Genomic DNA, 17,482 nt, shown 5'->3' with positions numbered 1-17,482 from the left:
ATATCTAGCCCCCCTGACTAGGGGATTTTTTTTCATTGCAATGCCGAACATATGTACTATGAAAGGATTAATTAATATGGACCACTCTTACCTAATTAAAAATGTAGAAACGCCACTAAGCCAGCAAATTGAGCAAGCGGCTCAAAATGACCCAGAAATTAAAAAACTCTGGAGTTATGTGCGACTTAGGCAACCTGGCTTTATATCTATTTTGGGGTCAGCAGAATCTGACACCGAATCTATTAAGCTCTTACTGCAAAGTTTAAAGCACTCACATGAAATAGCCCTTGCAGATTTTAAACTCCATCCTCACGGCAACAGGCAAAGAAACCTGCTTAAAGCAAAAGAGCTAAAAAGAGTAAAAACGAGGAGAGATTACATTGATTACACGCTGCCAGATTTATAAAATCATAGATCAATTGCCAGATTCGACACTAGCTGATATACAGGCTATGCTACAGGACTACATACAGTACAATACCCCCATACCTCGCCTCGATGGGTTGCCTGTGTATGATCTGGGCAACCCAGAGCATACAAAAATAATACTGGATCGTCATTCTCCTAAAGGTAAGAAAACTTCTCTTAAACTTTTTAAAACCAGTACGGGTAATAAATAAACCACTGTTTGTAACTTAGGAGGTGTTCCCATGTCCACAGTCCTTTTAGCAAGAGTATCCACCGACGACCAGGCAGATCGCGGGACCATTGAAACACAAATTCAGTTTGGAACCAAATATTGCGACCTTCACGAAATACCGCTCACAGATATATATAAAGATGATGGCATCAGCGGCACTATCTCCCTTCATGAGCGTCCAGAAGGTGGCCGCCTTATCGAAGATGCCAAAGCCGGTAAAATCAAAACAGTGCTTGTGTATAAACTTGACCGCCTTGGCCGAACAGCCCGAATAATACTCAATGCTATTTATGACTTGGAACAGTACGGCGTTCAAATCCGTTCTATGACGGAGCCCTTTGATACTTCCTCTCCGGCCGGTCGATTTGCGCTTACCATTTTGGCTGGTGTCGCGGATTTAGATAGAACAACTACTCTTGAGCGACTTTGGCTCGGAGCCAACCGCTGGGCACGGGAAGGCAAATGGCTTGGCGGTATAGTGCCCTATGGCTACTACGTCAATGAGGAAGGTTACCTTGAAATAAACGAGAATCTTATTCCGGGATTTGATATGTCTGAGGTAGGAGTAATCCGCCTAATATACCAACTTATGACCGAACAAAAAATGTCTACTATCAAAATTGCTGACTACTTGAATGCACTTGCGATTCCCCCATCCTATGTCATTCATGGGCGCCAGTTAAAGAAGGGGAAGCGAAAAGAAAATACTTCGGGAAAGTGGAATCCGGGGCGCATCAGGAACATGATAGTCAACTCTACCTACATGGGTGTCCACCACTATGGAAAACACTCTAAAAAAGCTCGTGAAATCATTACACGAGAAGTACCCGCTATTGTTTCAGTCGAAACATGGAACCAGGCTCAGAATGTATTAAGCGACAACAGGCTGGAAGCGACTCGACATGCTAAAAGGCATTATCTCTTACGCAGTTTAGTCAAATGCAGTCATTGCGGCCTTAATTTCAGCGGAAAACTTCATAATACTGGCAAAGCTTTTTACATTTGTAACGGGAAAACAACATACCGTGGAAAATACCAGGGAAAATGTCAAGCAAAGAATGTACCGGCCGATTGGCTAGAACAGATGGTATGGCAAGATTGCATAAATTTTATCATGTCTCCAGGTGAAGCACTGGCAACACTCGATAGCAGCATGCAGGAAATCAAGTCAAAGAAGGAATCTCTTGAGTCCGAGAAACGGCTAGTAGTAGACACAGTTGCTGGGAAGAATTCCGAAAAGCAGAGTATCATCGACCTGTACCGTAAAAAGCTCATTGACGCCCAAGACTTAGAACAGCAACTAGGTAAGATAGCCTCTGAAAAGCTGGCATTAGACATGCGAATCAAAGAATTGAGTAAGCTCATTGAGCAGGAAGCGAATATTTCAGTACAACACGACACCGCTGAACAACTTCTGGCCGACTTAAGGACACGTCTTGGTGATACAGAGCCACCGTATGAGGTTAAGCGTGAGATCGTGAAGTCCATGGTCAGAAAAGTGGTCATAGAAACAGAAAAACCCCAGGATGGAAATCCTCAGGCATCAGTAACCGTTCATTATATGTTTAGTTCCATTGTTCTACACACGGACACGGATTTAATGCGGCAATGAGCATGAGCTTAGCGGGATAGGATAAGGTAGCATTAACTCGCGAAATAGTTACTTCGCCATCCTCAAGCGGCTGACGCAGGACTTCTAGTACGGTTCGGGGAAACTCAGGTAGTTCGTCTAAAAATAGCACGCCATTATGGCTTAAGGTAACCTCCCCTGGTCTTGGCACACTTCCGCCGCCAATCATGCCTGCGGTTGACACTGTATGGTGTGGACTGCGAAATGGTCGATTGCGGACTAACCCAATATTATTCTTAAGCATTCCGGCAACGCTATAAATTTTTGTTACTTCAAGTGCCTCTTGCGCTGTCATATCAGGAAGTATCGATGGAATCCGTCTTGCAAGCATTGTTTTCCCTGAACCTGGCGGTCCAACCATCATGACATTGTGAAAACCCGCTGCAGCTATCTCCAGTGCCCGCTTGGCAACGATTTGACCTTGTACATCGGCAAAATCAAGTTCAGCATCAAGGTTTTGGCTTTCGTGTAAGTTTGGAAGCGCTGCAGGCAGAATCCTTACACCCTTAAGATGCTCAACAACCGCTGTCAGTGTTTCCGGTGCATAAACTGTCAAATTTCCAGCCAATAGCGCTTCTTGCACGTTTTCTGGAGCTACAATCATTTCGGCGATATTATTATTTTGGCAGTTAGCCGCCATCGATAATATACCTGCTACCGCTCGCAAACGGCCTTCTAAAGACAATTCCCCTGCGAACACCTGACTGCGGCAATTCGTTGGTTTAAGCTGACCGCTTGCAGCTAAAATGCCTACGGCAATAGGCAAATCAAGGCCTGAACTATCTTTCTTAATATCAGCTGGTGCTAAATTTACGGTAATGCGCCGGGCAGGAAATTCGAAACCACTATTTTTAATCGCAGCCCGTACGCGTTCCCGCGATTCACGTACAGCAGTGTCCGGCAAGCCCACAATATCAAAGGCTGGAATACCGTTGGCAATATCCACTTCAACATTTATTAATATCCCATTTAATCCTAATGTTGTTGAACCAAATGTTTGCGCAAACACAAGTTACCTTCACCGCCATTCAACTACCAAACGCAATTTATTATGTGATTACATTGAGATGTTTTAGTTATTCTGGATAATTGACTGCAAATCCTGCCTATTTAAAGGAAAAAGTGAAATGGCTAACAATTGTTAGTCATTTCACTTTCTGAATGTTGCTGCCACAAAAATACCCCTACATTCATTTTCCGTACACCGCTGTCTATAGTATGCGTGGGCAAAGTTATGAAAGTTTGAAGGAGTACCCAGCTAGCTATAAATGACTACAAAATCCGCCTGGATATTAGAAACTATACTCTAACTGAGCAAAGAAGTTTTTCTTGTCTTTGTCACCAGAATACCACCCACAATCACTTTTGAGCTCTAAGTCGTTGTATTGGAAAGTAAAAATCCCATTACGGAATACAGTGTACTCAATGCCGAATTCAACCCCTTTGACATTATCTAAAAAGCCGTACCCCGAAGGACAGAGCGGTAATCAGATACCATTAGTCATGATGCAATTTTTTCAACATTTCTTTGTAGTGTATAGTATGCGTTTAATTCAGCATCTAACTGTTGGCTTGCAATCAAAGCCTGATGGCTACCTATTCCGTAAACCTCCACAAGTTCATGCATTTTTTGGCGTAAATGCTCAATGCTTGCTAAAATTGCTACCACTTTTACCTCAATCCCTTCCGCTTTTAAACACAATGTGTATATATTATAACAAATTTTACAAATAACGGAACATTAAAATAAAAGTTCTCTAACCTATACTCAAAGCTTAAGTCCCAGCAGACAATCTTTATGGCAAGAAACTCGATTGCACTGCCGGGCTCCAGGAAATCCAGTCAGTTTTCAGGAAATAACAAATCTTCCGCGGCCTTAAGAAATTTCATTTCTAATTTTTTATTTCTTATAATTAGAAAAAAGGGTATTACTAAAAGTATCATCAGTAAAAGCAACATGTCCAGATTACTCGGTTCAATACTGAATAACGATATAATATAGATTAAAACTCCCAGTACAAGATTGTACATAAAATGCGGTTTTCTAATTATTTCAGTACTTGCATTATAGTTATAAAGAGCATTGCGACTACTATTTAATGAGATTATTGCTGGATCTGCTGCCCAATCCTTGAATCTATCAAACCAATCGTTGTATTTTTTATATTCCTCATGATTATTTCTATTTTTTTTTATTAACCTCTCTACATTCGCAAAACAAGGATGCTTATACATCATAAATATAGCAAAAGAATCCGCGTCAAGTTCCATCTCGACTTTTCTTAAACTAATTAATTCTCCTAGTACAATGAAAATCAGGCAGAAAATAATTGAAATAATAATTGCTATTATGTTAATGCTTGTAAATATGATAGCAAAAAAAATAAATAATATACTTAATATTTTATTTCTTGCTCCCATTTGTTTGATTTTTTCTTGATTTCTCGATAAATGGCCAAGTTCATGAAAAAAACAAAATTTTTGTGTTGGAGTCATATCGCTTGGCGATGTTCCGCTTATTATATATGATGGACTATCCATAAATAAAAATGCAGTTTGTAAGCCATGAAATCTTTTACCTACACGATCTTCACGTTTTATAACACATAACCATCCAAGATTAGAAGTACGCAATTGCCCATTATATATCACACTGGCATAACCTGCTTCGAATATATTTAAACCTAATTCATCAACATGAAAATCTTTTACTACTTGTTCTAACTTATACATTTCGTAAGAACAATGGGAGAATTCGGCCAAATGCGAAAACAAATTATTATACTGCTTTAGGTTATATTGGGATCTCAAATAATAAACCCAAAGGCCAGATCCATATATAGATAATATTACACCCAAACCTGTTTGCCAACTAAACGAATAAAAAAATTGAATAAGGAAAAAAAGAATAATGGGATACTCTACTGTTTTTTCATAAATATACTGCAAATTTGAAAAAACAGGAGCAAGATAACGTGTTTTAAAAGGATTCACTTTTTTATTACCATTTTTATAAGAGTTTCGATAAAGTTGTCTTTAGGTTTATATTCAATAGTTCTAAGATATTTACCATTTTTGTCCATACTCTCTTTGATAATAACTTCGATTCTGGATTTATCAGATCCATTTTCTTTTACACATTGGATTACGGCCACAATAAGCTGTGCTGCAGCTAAAACAGTTGTCAAATCTATCGAAATGTCGAAGTCATGTCCAAGCCCTGTCGAAGCAAAGTTTTCTGGCGCAGCATTTCCAGACAAAACATCTTCAATAATATTTTTAACATTTTCCTTTCCACAAATTTCATATTCATCTGGCCAATATAATGAAATTACTTCAGCAATATTTTCGTAATTCACCATTGATAGTCATCTCCTCTAGAAATTTATAATTATTGGTAATTAAAGAATTCAATGAAAATAAATATTTTCCTGTAAATCATATGAGAATAAATTCTTGACAGGCCAAATAGAATGTATAGCCTCTTGATCAGAACCCATGGTTGATATTCAAATCTGTTCCATGACTGAGCCCTTTGATACTTCCTCACCGGTCCAAACTATCTGTAATAGCGTGGATACATTGCCTCACCACAAGACTCACAGCTAAATTGCGAAAGGTAGCTTAAATCCCTTGTTCCTTTGCCTAAAATAAAAAGGCCCCGGTTTCCCGAGGCTGTGACAAATTACTGAGAGGAGACGTGTTTAAATATACAATAAGTTTTTTAAAATATATTTAAGACCAGCACAAATAATTAAAAATCGCCTACCAGGACGAACCCAGTGACGACTACATTTAAGCTATGACTTATTGTTTTTGAATACTAATTGCTGGAATCTCCCCATAAAGATACAGAAGTCCTATTATCTGCAATTATATTATCTTTTATGAGCCCTGTTGAGCGGTTCTCTAAATAAGAAAGCCCCCGGCACATTGTGGTGTGCACCCCGTCAAGAGGACAATCAAAAAATATAAGAATTTCTTTGCAACTCATCCGTAATGATGAGCTGTTTTCTTATGCAGCTTTGTACTGTTCATGGTATTCGTACGGCGTCATCACATTTAAGTGGCGCTGCAGACATTCAAAGTTGTAGTAGTAGATATAGCTGCGAACTGCATGCATCAGTTCTTGGCGACTGGTAAATTTGTGACCGTAATACATCTCACGCTTCAAAATTCCCCAGACTCCTTCCATCGGCCGTTGTCGATGCAATGAGCAACGCGGGACATGCTTTGTGTCGTCTTATGTTCTATTAGTCTGTTGTGAAATCCGCGGCTGGTATAATCGACTAAAGAAAAGGGATTACTCCCTTTTCCTCGTCTGAGGTAGGGTCGAAGACTGGCGCGCGCATCCCATAAGTTTCCAGCGAAAAATTTCATCGTTTTCACGATGAAACTCAGTCCGGCTATCTTAGTCACGTTTCCAGCCTCCGCCACGTCGAACGCAGCGTGCGGATTTCCCGCACTACGCTCTCCGGTTTGTTTCTCGTTAAGGTTTATGAGACCTATCAAGTTGGTAACGTTTTCGTCTCTGACCTACGGTGAACTCGATATCCATTAAATAGCTTGAGTTCGTTGTATAGCCAATGCCTACTCCACCTTTTCCAACCGAAGCCCTGCTGGTTCCTGGATCGCCCCATGTGGCGACGTACCTTCTTTTCCACCCAGTCTTTGATAAAGCTGAAGCACTCACTGGAGTGTCCAACAGCAAAATAATTCACCCATCCCCGCAGTATCGGATTTATTAGCTGTACCACCCGATCTATCGGTTGCGACTGGTATCGTCGAAATATATCTTTGAGTTTCTGTAGCAGCGCCGTTCGCTTTTTCAGCTTTGGCGTATAGTGCGCCCGCCATGCACTGTTCTTGATGCTCCGAAGCTGACGAAAGTCAAATCCTAGAAAGCCAAAACTTTCCTTGCATCCCAGATCTACAGTGCGACTCTTCTCTTCATTTACTTCAACTTGTAGTTTGGCAAACTCTTCCCGGAGTCGCTTACTTACCGCTTTCAGCAACCAGTCATGGCGTGGATATGCATCAATCAGCACCACCAGATCGTCAGCAAATCTTGCATATTCAACGTAGGTGTATCGCCCACTGCGTGTAACTTCTTTAGCTCGTTCTAGCATCCGATCTACCTCTGTGAGATAGATGTTACTGAACAACGGCGAAATCACCCCGCCTTGTGGTACTCCTTGCTTACCACCCGCTGCCGTCAGCATCAATTTTATTAGATGCATAACGTACTGGTCATTAATCCGGCGTGCTATTTTGTCAAGCAGCAATTGATGCCGCACAGTATCAAAATAGGCGCGTAAATCCAAATCTATAACCCGAGTTTTTCTCTGGATAATCGCTGTTGCTACCCTGTGCACCGCTTCATGAGCAGTACGTTTCGGTCGATATCCATATGACCCCGGTTGGAAATCCGCCTCGAAGATCGGCTCCAATATAAGCTTGAGTGCCCCCTGAACCACTCGGTCACGGATTGCGGGTATTGATAGGACGCGCACTTTTCCTCCGTCCTTTGGTATTTCCTGCCGTCTCGCTCGTAGTGGTCGATAGGTGCACCCAATAAGTTCGTCCTGTATTTCCTCAAGAAAAGCCTCTACGCTTTGCGCTTCAATAGCCTCAAATGTTACTCCATCAATACCAGGGGCACCGTTATTATTCTTAGCCAATCTGTACGCTTCGCGTAACGTTTCCTTTTTGCATATATGGACGTACAACCCCCAGAATCGCCAGGACGGTTCAGCCTTCGCCTTGACGTATATTCCTCTCCTCAGGTCCTGCAAACTGATGGACGCCTTTATCATCTCGTCCTTGCCTCCCTTGTTGTCGAGAATCTTACAAACCGCAGGGCCCCTTCGCTCCACCAGCATTACCTGGCTTCTTAGCTAGTACGAACCCATCCGCCACCCTCTCGCCTTCAGCCCACTTCCCGGGTTTTCCGGTTATAAGGCCTACCTTGCTCCAGTGATTTCGCACCGGGACGAGGAGGGCTTCTCCAGTTTCTTAGCATGTCCTTGTTATCGTGCCGTCGCTTCCACCCCGCCAAAGTGGTATAACCGTATCAGTCAGAATTCGGTTACCCATACTGCCTTCGCCCTCACGGTTGCGGGCTCGACCTTCGGATTTCTTCACTTTCGAGGCCACATTTACGTTCATCTTCATTACGGCCCGATCACTCGCACGTTTCCCTCGGAAACGGTTGTCGATAGGCTTCAGAGTCTTGGTTTCCCGCCACCCTGCTATCCAAGCTACGGGGTTCTGACTTTTACCCCGGCAGGACTAACTCCTGCTGAACACGCCAGCCTTATCTGGACGCACAACCGGACTTGAGAGTTTCCCGCTCATACGGCTCAAGCATTTCTTAACCATTTCTGGCGGCAAACAGTGATTGCAACTGTAGCTTTCTTTTTGTAAAATATGTTTCGTCTATGAAGGGATTTTTAGAAATCTGCAGTTTGGGATGTCGGATAATATCTATTCTTCTTAGGTTTATAAGACTAGATTCATCTGTCATGAACAGCCAGGGCTTACCATTCTTTTCATGCCAGTATTTGTTCAACCGCCACCATTGATTCTTGTTAGGATGGCGATGTTTTGCCCATCGTTGCAGTAAGAGATATATTGTGTTATTGACGTAGGAGAAGGCTTGGCTTGCAACTACGTGTCTGTGGTAGTTTGACCATCCTCTAAGTATTTGATTTAATCAGCGGATTAAATCTGATTGGCTTGTTGCTTTTCCTTCTTTCAGAATGATAGTGGCACATTTCCTGACCAGTGCTTTTATTGAGGATTTTGACGGTTTAATAATTAGCTTTCCTTTGAATTTCCGGAATGTCCAGCCGAGAAAATCGAAACCATTGTCTATATGAGTAATTACCGTTTTCTCTTCAGATAAAGTTAGTCCGCGTGTTTCAAGAAATTGACTGACAAGGTTTTTAACTTCTTCAGCTATTTCTTTTGTGTCTGCAGTGATAACAAAATCATCGGCATATCTTATGATGTTTACTTTGGTTTTGGCTCGATAGTGATTTTCTATTTTTCCTTTGGAATTTCGGTGGTATTTATCTTGAATTAGCTTTTCAATACCATCGAGTGCCATGTTTGCATATAGACTTGAAATGGCTCCTCCTTGTGGGGAACCTCTGTCGGTAGGAAATAGATTGCCTTTATAAATAAATCCTGATTTTAGGAATTGCTTCATTATTCTTTCGTTCATGGGTATATTTTCTTGAAGCCATTCATGATTAATGTTGTGGTTGGTAGAAGGCAGTCTTGGTTTTACCCTTGTACTGCCAGCCCCAAGCAGAACCCGGCGTGCAGTTTTTCCGCACCGGGCTCCCCAGAGCGCATTACAGTAAAGAAATTTAAACCGTTGGGTGGAGAGTTTTGGCATAAGGCAGTTCAAACCATTGTCGACTTTTGAGATAGCACCAGTACATCTTGTGTCTTTGACTTCTACGGCGTAGACTTCTGGCCCATTGTCGTTCTACTTCCTGATGTATCCAGTCCAGCTTAGGTTTGCAGTGGTAAAGTGCAAAATATTGATAGAAACCATTAAGCATCAAACAAAGTTGCTTCTGCTGGTCCCTACGCTTCCAGTGCATATGCCTCTTTAACCAGATATGAACTCGGTCCAGAAATTTCCTACAGCTCTTTTTCGCTGGGATTCGGACTAAGGTGAACTTACCTTTATTGTCCAGTCCGCATACGTGTTTAAAGCCAAGGAAGACAAAGGTATCTGGCTTTTCATCATATTCTGCCCTGCGTTCTTTGGCATAACGGCCAAAGATCATTAGACGTGTCTTTTCCGGGGCCAAATCCAGTCCAAATTTACGCATACGTTCAATCAGTAGCGTTTGGAAGTTCTCAGCATCTCGTTTGTATTGGAAACAAACCATAAAGTCATCGGCAAAACGAGTTAGGTAGGCTTCCCCTTGAAACCACTTTTTGCACTTCTTCTCGAACCAGAGATCAAGGACAAGTGCAAATATATGTTTGCCAAAATTGGACTGATTGGTCCCCCCTGGGGTGCACCTTCTTCGTTGCGAACGACCACTCCGTTTTGCATTACACCAGCCTTAAGCCATTTGCCTATCAGCTTACTAATCGCGGGGTCAGCTATCCGTTGTCTAATCATTTTCATCAGCCACTCGTGATTAATGTGGTTGAAATAACCACGGATATCCGCTTCGAACACGTGCCGTACTTTCTTTGTCACTATGTGCGTCCTTAGTGCTCTTAACGCCTGGTGCGGATTTCTACCGGGCCGGAATCCGTATGATTGATCCACGAAATCGGCTTCGAATACAGCTTCTAGAATCTGGGCAACCGCTCTTTGCACCAGTCTATCCTCTACGGTTGGTATGCCTAAGGGTCTGGTCTTTCCCTCACCTTTTGGTATTTCTACACGCCGTACCGGCGGTGCTTTGTACTGGTTAGCTTTAAGTCGCTCCCAGATATCCAGAACTCGACCATCTAAATCGTTTCCAAACTCAGACGTGGTCTCTCCATCAACTCCGCCTGCTCCTTTACGGTTCATTAGCCGCCATGTTTCTTTTAGAAACTCTGGTGTAATGAGGTGTGCCAGAGATGTAAAGCGTAGTTTGGGTTCTAGTTTTGCTTTTACTGCTATCCTGCTCAGTTGTGTTGACATTCTTTTCCTGCCTCTGTGTGTAGTAAATGTATCCCTGTCAGGCAATCACTCTGTCCCGCCGCTTCCCCGTGTATGTGGCTTTCCCACATTCTGAGTACTATCAGCGAGTCCGACTTCCACCGCGGCATCCGCCGCCTTATGGATGGTCCTTTTAGTTGGCGTACTCTACTTAGTAAAGACCGCGGTGGATCTCCCAGGTTCCTTAATGCTTCCATTTCCAGTCGTGCCATGCTCTCAGACCCCGCCGGGGTCTCCGATAACCATCGCCTCTATCGGTTACCTACTATAGCCTTCCATGTTTTCGACCATGTCGGCCCCCGGATGTCTCACGAGGCTCAATCGCTTCACTTGCGTTACGGCCCGATTGTCGCTCTGTCTACGCTTAGCTCGTGTTGTTGCCAATCACAAACCCAAGACTCAATTCCCGGTGGAGTGGCTTTGCTCCTTTCCGGGACGGGAATCTCACCCGCTGAAAGCACCAGGCTTATTCTGGCGCACCAAAACAGCCTTTGATATCGCCTTCTAATATCCAGGTTGGTGAACATTTTCTTGCTAGTACACAAAACAGCTGTTCACAGGCGTCTTTGGCACTTCTTCCTCTGCGAAAGCCGAATGATATTTGGTCTGCCGAGATTTCAGCTATTGGTTCCAATGATAGTGCGTATAGTGTCTGCATAGCTCTATCATACATGGTTGGAATGCCCAGTGGGCGCAACTTGTTTTTCCCTTTCTTTTCGATGAAAACTCGTCTGAGTGACTTAGCTCTATAGTGCTTGTCTGTAAGTGCTAGCACAGCTTTCATTTTGGCTGCAGAGGTCGACCAGAGCTTTCTGTCAACGCCAGAAGTACTCTTACCCTTGTTCGATGTTACTTTCTTTACTGCATAGGCTTTGGCATAAAACGAATGGGTTAGTAAGTATTGTAGCCTTTTAGCTTTGTTCTTGTTACCTGTCACTGTTGCCTTAGCGATTCGGGTTTGTAGCCTATTAACATAGTTTTCAGCTAGTACCCAGTCAATAGTTTCCCATTGGTGGGTTAGTTTTCTTGTGTTCTTTAGCCTCTCGGTGTTATCCGTCGTTGAGTTACTAAAGTTCATAGGTTTACCGTCCTTCCCTGCCAAGAAATACCACAGAATAAGTCAGCACTCTTTCGAGTTAGGGCAAAGTTTGAACCCTCATCTTCTTTCATTACAAAAAGTAGCGTTCGCTTTTTATCCTTTTCTTCTGCCCTCTATGCTGTTTCATCTCCTTGCGGTTTGATACCTCATTTGCATGAGAGCATATAGGGTTTACCAAGTTCCGCATGATATATAATTGTGAAAGCCTTAGGAGCCACCTTTAAACCGGGAGTTCTTCATCCATTCGCATTGGTTTAACAGTTGGCCTTTGCTTGACTCCTTACCATTTTGGTCGAAGCGTCTCAGCCTATTTCGCTTCCTCCAGCGTAACGATTCCTACGGTGATTCACTTTATGTTACCATAGCTTTCTTACCCTAGCAGTTATCCCAGTTTTAGGCTACTCGGATTTCTGCATTGTCTTGTGAGCTTTCTAACCCAAACGTTACCATTTACGCTAGTCACAATAGGGTTACCCTGAATGGATAGGGTAGCATTGTAGCAATATATCATGCGACTTCTTGTCGCACCTGGAACCCACGGTCACTGTGAAATAGGGGATGCGCTTCGGGATCGGTTTTCACAGCTTCATCAAAAGTATCAAAGACCAACCGATTATCGTTGTGGTCGCTTAGTACATACGACACAATCCGGCGATCATATAAATCCAGGATGGCACTCAGGTAGAGCTTGTGGATCACTGGACCTACATAATACTTGAATTCCGTCACATCGGTCAACCACTTTTCGTTTGGTGCATCGGCATGGAATTTCCGGTTCAGAATGTTCTCAGCCGTGTAAGTTGGATCAGATGCCCGGCGCGTGCAGCAGTTCTGACGGTGCTTAATGCTCGACTGGATATGCAGCTTACGATCAATCCGAAGAACACGTTTGTCATTCACATGCTCATGGTATTGGCGGTTGAGATCATCACGAATCCTGCGGTATCCCTTGTCAGGATGTTCCCGGTGAATTTCCATGACCTCCGGGCCAGCCGCTCGTTTTCCTGCTCGCTTGGGCTTTTGCCCCCTTCCAGCCAATGGTAATAAGCCGAACGAGTTACATGGAAAATCTGGCAAAGTCCCCAAACTGGATAATGTGCTAGATTCGCCTCTGAAAGTTGTTTTATCGCTTCGTATTCTCTTTCTTGGCGTGTAAAGCCAAGGCATCCCTCCTTTCCAATTCGTCCAGTTTTTTTAGCGCATCATTTTCCATCTGTAGCCAATAGTTTTTGCGCTCCAGTTGAGCGACACGGTCCCTAAGCTCTTCCTCCGGGGTACGACTGGGTAACGTACCCGCTCGGTGCCCGCGGCGGTCTTCCAGGCCGTCTTTTCCCATTTCACGATATTTTTTCATCCACTGGAAAACCTGCTGGTAAGATACTTTGAAGGCAATCGCGGCTTCTCCATAATTGTTATCGTGTGCTATGCAATACTGGGCAATCTCCAGTCGTTCTTTCTGCGTAGTCTTTCTCGTCTTAGTCATGATACGGCTTCCTCCTGTCCGAAGTTGAAACTTCTCATGACTATTATACTTCTTTACCCAATTATGCAATTGAGCTTCTTTTCGGATTCCGTATTTTTCGCAAATCTGCGACATTGTCATAGAGCCGCTGAGATAATCTTGAACAGCAGCCAGTTTTACCTTTGGCGGATAGACCTTGCAATGATTTCGTGGAATGAGTCCGTCAATTCCTTCCTTGCGATAGCTAGATACCCATTCTCGAAGCGTTTTGGTGTCTACCTGTAAGGACTGGGCTGCTCCCCTGATACTGCATTTTCCATCAATAACATCCCTACAGGCTTGTAGCTTCAATTCCGCATGGATTTTGCTTTTATGTGACATAGAAATACCCCCAGACAAGACAATGTATTTTTTCACTGTCCTATCTAGGGGTAGCATATCACCAGCGCCGAGGGCTTTAATTTTATTCCTAAAGATAAGCCCAGCGGTTAGGCTGACTAATCTTTTAACAATAAAATTGCTTGCTGTAAATTTCTTAATGCTTGTTTGACTGATTCATCTGGGTAACAACTATCGATCATGCAAGATTCGTGCATATCTTTACAGATAGATTTTAATTGTTCCCGGTAATCTTGCTTTTCCTTATTAGTCATTTTTACTACCCCTTAATTTATTTAAATATTCCTCTAGCAGTGTCTTTTCTGCCGGGATTATACGCTTTGTGAATTGCGCTGTCCGGTCTGAGGTAGCCGAGCCTCTTTTACGTCCGACGTTTGGTCGTTTACCGCCGCTTGGCACCCCCGGCACACGCCAAGGTCCTAAATTATATAGATAAATTTAGCAATAATTACAGCAACAGAAATAATCGCAGCCCACATAAGATAGTCCTTTATTAGATCTAGTAATTCTAACATCATTTTGTGCCCCTTTAAAATCTTATACAGGTATGATCATCTATTTTTTTAACGGAATCTCGGTTCGCGCCAATGCCTATGATTGTAATACCTATCAGGCCACCAAATATCTTGCTCAAGAATAACTACATTCGGCTCCTCGTGATCACTGTACTTTTTATACCGTAAAACAACTTCGTTACTGATAGGATTCCATCCGTCTTTACCAATAATTATGTATTTAGGATTTACATTGTTCTCATCCATCGATAGCCTAAAATTCACATACTTTCCTTTAGATATGTGAAAGTCAATCGCTCTCTCATCTCCTGAAGTCGTAAATTTGTAGGTTATCTCTTTGCCCTTCTTATTAATCTGAAAGCAATCATTATTGTCTTTGTTGTACTTACCAAAAACATCCTCAAAATTACCATCAGTACTTATAGTTCCGTTGAAATTATGCGCGCTTCCATCAGTTGTCATTCGCAAATGCACGCCTTCTTTATCCTGCCACAAAAAATATCCTATAATCTTGCCCGGGATAAGTTCAAGCGGCCTATCATCGAACTTCTGGGGAAATGATGATGCAAATGCACTACTACAAAAACAAAAAGCACCTAACAATGTAATAAATAAAATCCTCCATTTTTTCATGGAATCGCTCCTTTCTATCATCGGTTTCGGAAGTACCAAGAATTTTACTCATTCTATACTACTAATAATGGCTTAATACTATTGTAATATTTCAAAACCAGCTAATCAAGGCATTCAAAAACAAAAAGCCGTACCCGACGGATACGGCTAAGATTGGCTGACTGGTGTAAAAGTGAGGATAAATAAAAAACTGTTTAAGCATCAGCAGTCAGAGTACCATAAATTACGCCTAATGAAGTAAAAATGACAGTAAGTCTAGTATAAACAGCCGATAGATCCCGGCTGTTAATTTATTTTTTGTCAAAAGCAGGAATTTAATGTTATTTTGTGGTATTAATTATAATATTACACAATTTTACAATAAATCAACAATCGATAAGGAGTGATGCCAACTGAGCGAACCCCAAAGAAAAAGCATCATTTCATGATGTCATTATGAGAGGAGATGGAATTCCGGATAATGAATTTTAAACGGGTTTTACTTATTGGAATTACCAGCCTATTAGGCATGACAATCACGCTAGGAGGTTGTAGCATGGGAGCAAAAGAGAGTACGGTTTCTGAAAAATATCCGACAAAACCGATTACGATAATTGTGCCGTATGCCGCCGGTGGTAGCACAGATATGGTAGCAAGGGCGCTGGAAAAGTCAGCCCAGAAGCATTTGGGTCAGCCGTTGGTGGTAGTCAATATGCCTGGTGGTGCAACCACCATTGCCATGAATGAAATTGCCGGTGCAAAACCTGATGGCTATACAATTGGAATGATTGGTCCTGGCATCATATTACAGCCACTTTATGGGCAGACAAGATATCATTATCCTACAGCATTGGAACCGTTAGTTAATGTTGTATCTTCACCTGCGATAGTGGCTACTCTTGCAGATAGACCATGGAAAAATCTGAGTAAATTAGTAAGTTATGCTAAGCAGCATCCCGGCGAAATCAAATTTGGTCACTCGGGGTTAGGCACACCTGTGCATATTACGGGAGAATTATTTGCTAAAGAAGCTGGTATTAATATCGTACAAGTGCCTTTCAGGGGTGAATCCGAATCCATTGCGGCTCTACTGGGTGAACATATTCAGCTTATGATCGCATATAATCCGGCTGTTCTAAAAGAACATGTAAAAAGCGGTACTATCAGAATACTAGGGGTTGCAGAGGAGAATAGATTAACTCTCTCAGACTTTGAGAATGTGCCAACCTTCAAAGAACAGGGAATCGATGTTGCTTTCAATTTTTGGAACGGAATTGCAGCTCCCAAGGGTATGCCGCCAGCGGAAAAGGCCAGGCTGGCAGCCGGGCTAAGGGAAATGATTAATGACCCTGACTTCAAAAAGAATATGGAGGAACTGGGAATGTCAGTCCATTACATGGGCCCAGATGAATTCGGTGATCAGTGGATAGCTGACAATGCTAAGCTTACGAAAATTGTAAAAGAAACCGGCATTGTAGATTTAATTGCCAATCAAAAAAAATAATCGTGGGCAGCTTTCTAAATCATCATTGGTCTGCCTCCTATATATCCGGATGGACTAATTTTCCTAAAAATGACCCCCGGCACACGCCAGGGGCTTAACTAAATGACCTTGTTTGAATGAGGTGATCCAAAATTAAAATGCCAGACAAAAAAACATGCAATTGTTTAAATGTGCAAAAATTTTTCGAAACGTTGGCTAAGATCATTGGAGATCGTGAAGGCATTGAAATTAAGGTTGTAGCGATTAGGGAAAGAAAACCGAATGAGTGTAATATGAGCAATTTATCAATTATAAAGCAAGACGATAATTTTTAGTGACACTATTCCGTGCCGGGCTGCAGCATTACCGCAGACTATTACCGGTTTATCGCGAATTACAGGGTTATAGAGGCATTCTACGCTTGCATAAAAGTGGTTGAGGTCAACGTGCAGGATAGTATGGTTTATAGCAGGTAGCCTCCAATAGAACATTTGTTTTTATTTAGTATAGAGCAAATGTTCGCAAATAGTAAACGGTAATAATCGGAAATAAAAAAAGGGGCTGTTGCACTAAAGCAGGCCTAAAAAAACAAAAGACGGCCCCGGTATGTAGCCGGGAGCCGTCTTTTGTTGTAAAATCAAGTTTGTGAAAACAAAGAAATTACAACCAGATTATACAACAAACGGGAATGTATATCAACTGGTTATCCCCATGGACATCGGCGAAATGATCCCGGCAGATGATTCGGTGCGATTACTCAACGCGGTCATGGAAAGGATGGATTACAGAAGATTGTATGCCGCGTACTCCCGCCTGGGGAGAATCGAGAAGTCACCGAAACGTCTGTTTAAAATTCTCGTATATGGATACATGAATGGCATTTATTCCAGCCGCAAACTGGAACAATCCTGCCGGCGAGACGTCAATTTCATGTACCTGCTGGGCCGGGAAAAAGCACC

21 protein-coding genes and 1 pseudogene are annotated in these 17,482 nt (G+C 42.5%); 5 read left to right on the top strand and 17 right to left on the bottom strand.

The window, feature by feature from the left end:
• Nucleotides 1-58: 58 nt before the first annotated feature.
• Nucleotides 59-406, top strand: a complete 348-nt coding sequence (locus SALPA_RS22270) for a hypothetical protein (RefSeq protein ID WP_222428088.1) — start codon at nucleotides 59-61, stop codon at nucleotides 404-406.
• A gap of 244 nt (nucleotides 407-650) precedes the next feature.
• The gene (locus SALPA_RS22265; RefSeq protein WP_145099117.1) at nucleotides 651-2,252 is read left to right on the top strand and encodes a recombinase family protein; all 1,602 of its coding nucleotides are present in this window, start codon (nucleotides 651-653) and stop codon (nucleotides 2,250-2,252) included.
• On the opposite strand, the pseudogene SALPA_RS22260 reads toward SALPA_RS22265, so the two are convergent.
• The 16 genes and pseudogenes from SALPA_RS22260 to SALPA_RS22200 all read right to left on the bottom strand — a co-directional run.
• Nucleotides 2,224-3,279: pseudogene (locus SALPA_RS22260) on the bottom strand (YifB family Mg chelatase-like AAA ATPase); the annotation flags it as partial. The gene SALPA_RS22265 and the pseudogene SALPA_RS22260 sit on opposite strands and share 29 nt — an antisense overlap.
• Nucleotides 3,280-3,771: 492 nt before the next feature.
• Nucleotides 3,772-3,972 carry an aspartyl-phosphate phosphatase Spo0E family protein gene (locus SALPA_RS30565; RefSeq protein ID WP_222428087.1) on the bottom strand — a complete coding sequence of 67 codons (201 nt, stop codon included), beginning with the start codon at nucleotides 3,970-3,972 and terminating at the stop codon, nucleotides 3,772-3,774.
• 140 nt (nucleotides 3,973-4,112) lie between these two features.
• Nucleotides 4,113-5,003 carry a hypothetical protein gene (locus tag SALPA_RS22250; RefSeq protein WP_222428086.1) on the bottom strand — a complete coding sequence of 297 codons (891 nt, stop codon included), beginning with the start codon at nucleotides 5,001-5,003 and terminating at the stop codon, nucleotides 4,113-4,115.
• Nucleotides 5,004-5,260: 257 nt separating this feature from the next.
• Nucleotides 5,261-5,632: a hypothetical protein gene (locus SALPA_RS22245; RefSeq protein WP_145099107.1), complete on the bottom strand. Its 372-nt coding sequence runs from the start codon at nucleotides 5,630-5,632 to the stop codon at nucleotides 5,261-5,263.
• 653 nt (nucleotides 5,633-6,285) lie between these two features.
• Nucleotides 6,286-6,465, bottom strand: coding sequence for an IS3 family transposase (locus tag SALPA_RS22240; RefSeq protein ID WP_255451443.1), 180 nt, complete (start codon nucleotides 6,463-6,465; stop codon nucleotides 6,286-6,288).
• A 313-nt stretch (nucleotides 6,466-6,778) separates the two neighbouring features.
• A complete protein-coding gene (ltrA, locus tag SALPA_RS22235; protein ID WP_145099101.1) occupies nucleotides 6,779-8,086 on the bottom strand; it encodes a group II intron reverse transcriptase/maturase in 1,308 nt (435 codons plus the stop codon).
• A gap of 199 nt (nucleotides 8,087-8,285) precedes the next feature.
• Nucleotides 8,286-8,444, bottom strand: a complete 159-nt coding sequence (locus SALPA_RS30560) for a hypothetical protein (RefSeq protein WP_222427942.1) — start codon at nucleotides 8,442-8,444, stop codon at nucleotides 8,286-8,288.
• Between the two features lie 199 nt (nucleotides 8,445-8,643).
• Nucleotides 8,644-8,976 (bottom strand): group II intron maturase-specific domain-containing protein, encoded by a 333-nt coding sequence (locus SALPA_RS33325; RefSeq protein ID WP_222428198.1) that lies wholly within the window; start codon nucleotides 8,974-8,976, stop codon nucleotides 8,644-8,646.
• 9 nt (nucleotides 8,977-8,985) lie between these two features.
• The gene (locus SALPA_RS30550; protein ID WP_222428085.1) at nucleotides 8,986-9,675 is read right to left on the bottom strand and encodes a reverse transcriptase domain-containing protein; all 690 of its coding nucleotides are present in this window, start codon (nucleotides 9,673-9,675) and stop codon (nucleotides 8,986-8,988) included.
• Entirely contained in the window at nucleotides 9,647-10,273 is a 627-nt protein-coding gene (locus tag SALPA_RS33320) for a reverse transcriptase domain-containing protein (protein ID WP_145102190.1), read from the bottom strand. Before SALPA_RS33320 ends, SALPA_RS30550 begins: the two co-directional genes overlap by 29 nt.
• The gene (locus SALPA_RS22220) at nucleotides 10,201-10,935 is read right to left on the bottom strand and encodes a reverse transcriptase domain-containing protein (RefSeq protein ID WP_145099098.1); all 735 of its coding nucleotides are present in this window, start codon (nucleotides 10,933-10,935) and stop codon (nucleotides 10,201-10,203) included. The genes SALPA_RS33320 and SALPA_RS22220 overlap by 73 nt, the downstream gene beginning before the upstream one ends.
• A 484-nt stretch (nucleotides 10,936-11,419) precedes the next feature.
• On the bottom strand, nucleotides 11,420-12,031 hold the full coding sequence (locus SALPA_RS22215; protein ID WP_222428084.1) for a reverse transcriptase N-terminal domain-containing protein: 612 nt from the start codon (nucleotides 12,029-12,031) through the stop codon (nucleotides 11,420-11,422).
• A gap of 528 nt (nucleotides 12,032-12,559) precedes the next feature.
• The gene (locus tag SALPA_RS22210) at nucleotides 12,560-13,030 is read right to left on the bottom strand and encodes a DDE-type integrase/transposase/recombinase (protein WP_186451181.1); all 471 of its coding nucleotides are present in this window, start codon (nucleotides 13,028-13,030) and stop codon (nucleotides 12,560-12,562) included.
• Between the two features lie 145 nt (nucleotides 13,031-13,175).
• Entirely contained in the window at nucleotides 13,176-13,895 is a 720-nt protein-coding gene (locus tag SALPA_RS22205; RefSeq protein ID WP_145099092.1) for a helix-turn-helix domain-containing protein, read from the bottom strand.
• A 116-nt stretch (nucleotides 13,896-14,011) separates the two neighbouring features.
• Nucleotides 14,012-14,167, bottom strand: coding sequence for a hypothetical protein (locus SALPA_RS29215; RefSeq protein ID WP_186451180.1), 156 nt, complete (start codon nucleotides 14,165-14,167; stop codon nucleotides 14,012-14,014).
• Nucleotides 14,168-14,476: 309 nt separating this feature from the next.
• The gene (locus SALPA_RS22200) at nucleotides 14,477-15,061 is read right to left on the bottom strand and encodes a hypothetical protein (RefSeq protein WP_186451179.1); all 585 of its coding nucleotides are present in this window, start codon (nucleotides 15,059-15,061) and stop codon (nucleotides 14,477-14,479) included.
• A gap of 535 nt (nucleotides 15,062-15,596) precedes the next feature.
• Between SALPA_RS22200 and SALPA_RS22195 the strand changes: the two genes are divergently transcribed.
• The gene (locus SALPA_RS22195; protein WP_145099089.1) at nucleotides 15,597-16,544 is read left to right on the top strand and encodes a tripartite tricarboxylate transporter substrate binding protein; all 948 of its coding nucleotides are present in this window, start codon (nucleotides 15,597-15,599) and stop codon (nucleotides 16,542-16,544) included.
• 191 nt (nucleotides 16,545-16,735) lie between these two features.
• Nucleotides 16,736-16,858, top strand: a complete 123-nt coding sequence (locus tag SALPA_RS31670) for a hypothetical protein (protein ID WP_255451464.1) — start codon at nucleotides 16,736-16,738, stop codon at nucleotides 16,856-16,858.
• Here the strand turns inward: SALPA_RS31670 and SALPA_RS22190 are convergent.
• Complete coding sequence (locus SALPA_RS22190) at nucleotides 16,829-17,014, bottom strand: hypothetical protein (protein WP_255451306.1); 186 nt, start codon at nucleotides 17,012-17,014, stop codon at nucleotides 16,829-16,831. The two genes, SALPA_RS31670 and SALPA_RS22190, sit on opposite strands and share 30 nt — an antisense overlap.
• Before the next feature lie 154 nt (nucleotides 17,015-17,168).
• Here SALPA_RS22190 and SALPA_RS22185 point away from each other — a divergent pair.
• The coding region (locus SALPA_RS22185) for a transposase (protein ID WP_145102187.1) at nucleotides 17,169-17,482 on the top strand (314 nt) is incomplete at its 3' end.

It is taken from the genome of Sporomusa sp. KB1, assembly GCF_007830295.1.
GTDB lineage: Bacteria > Bacillota > Negativicutes > Sporomusales > Sporomusaceae > Sporomusa.
This window is presented reverse-complemented; position numbering and strand designations above follow the sequence as displayed.

Bases quoted from the DNA above. Each gene is read 5' to 3' on its own strand.
- SALPA_RS22270 (WP_222428088.1), top strand. From the start codon at position 59: ATGAAAGGATTAATTAATATGGACCACTCTTACCTAATTAAAAATGTA.
- SALPA_RS22265 (WP_145099117.1), top strand. From the start codon at position 651: ATGTCCACAGTCCTTTTAGCAAGAGTATCCACCGACGACCAGGCAGAT.
- SALPA_RS22250 (WP_222428086.1), bottom strand. From the start codon at position 5,003: ATGTATAAGTTAGAACAAGTAGTAAAAGATTTTCATGTTGATGAATTA.
- SALPA_RS22245 (WP_145099107.1), bottom strand. From the start codon at position 5,632: ATGGTGAATTACGAAAATATTGCTGAAGTAATTTCATTATATTGGCCA.
- SALPA_RS22240 (WP_255451443.1), bottom strand. From the start codon at position 6,465: ATGGAAGGAGTCTGGGGAATTTTGAAGCGTGAGATGTATTACGGTCAC.
- ltrA (WP_145099101.1), bottom strand. From the start codon at position 8,086: ATGATAAAGGCGTCCATCAGTTTGCAGGACCTGAGGAGAGGAATATAC.
- SALPA_RS30560 (WP_222427942.1), bottom strand. From the start codon at position 8,444: ATGAAGATGAACGTAAATGTGGCCTCGAAAGTGAAGAAATCCGAAGGT.
- SALPA_RS30550 (WP_222428085.1), bottom strand. From the start codon at position 9,675: ATGCCAAAACTCTCCACCCAACGGTTTAAATTTCTTTACTGTAATGCG.
- SALPA_RS22220 (WP_145099098.1), bottom strand. From the start codon at position 10,935: ATGTCAACACAACTGAGCAGGATAGCAGTAAAAGCAAAACTAGAACCC.
- SALPA_RS22215 (WP_222428084.1), bottom strand. From the start codon at position 12,031: ATGAACTTTAGTAACTCAACGACGGATAACACCGAGAGGCTAAAGAAC.
- SALPA_RS22210 (WP_186451181.1), bottom strand. From the start codon at position 13,030: ATGGAAATTCACCGGGAACATCCTGACAAGGGATACCGCAGGATTCGT.
- SALPA_RS22205 (WP_145099092.1), bottom strand. From the start codon at position 13,895: ATGTCACATAAAAGCAAAATCCATGCGGAATTGAAGCTACAAGCCTGT.
- SALPA_RS29215 (WP_186451180.1), bottom strand. From the start codon at position 14,167: ATGACTAATAAGGAAAAGCAAGATTACCGGGAACAATTAAAATCTATC.
- SALPA_RS22200 (WP_186451179.1), bottom strand. From the start codon at position 15,061: ATGAAAAAATGGAGGATTTTATTTATTACATTGTTAGGTGCTTTTTGT.
- SALPA_RS22195 (WP_145099089.1), top strand. From the start codon at position 15,597: ATGGGAGCAAAAGAGAGTACGGTTTCTGAAAAATATCCGACAAAACCG.
- SALPA_RS22190 (WP_255451306.1), bottom strand. From the start codon at position 17,014: ATGTTCTATTGGAGGCTACCTGCTATAAACCATACTATCCTGCACGTT.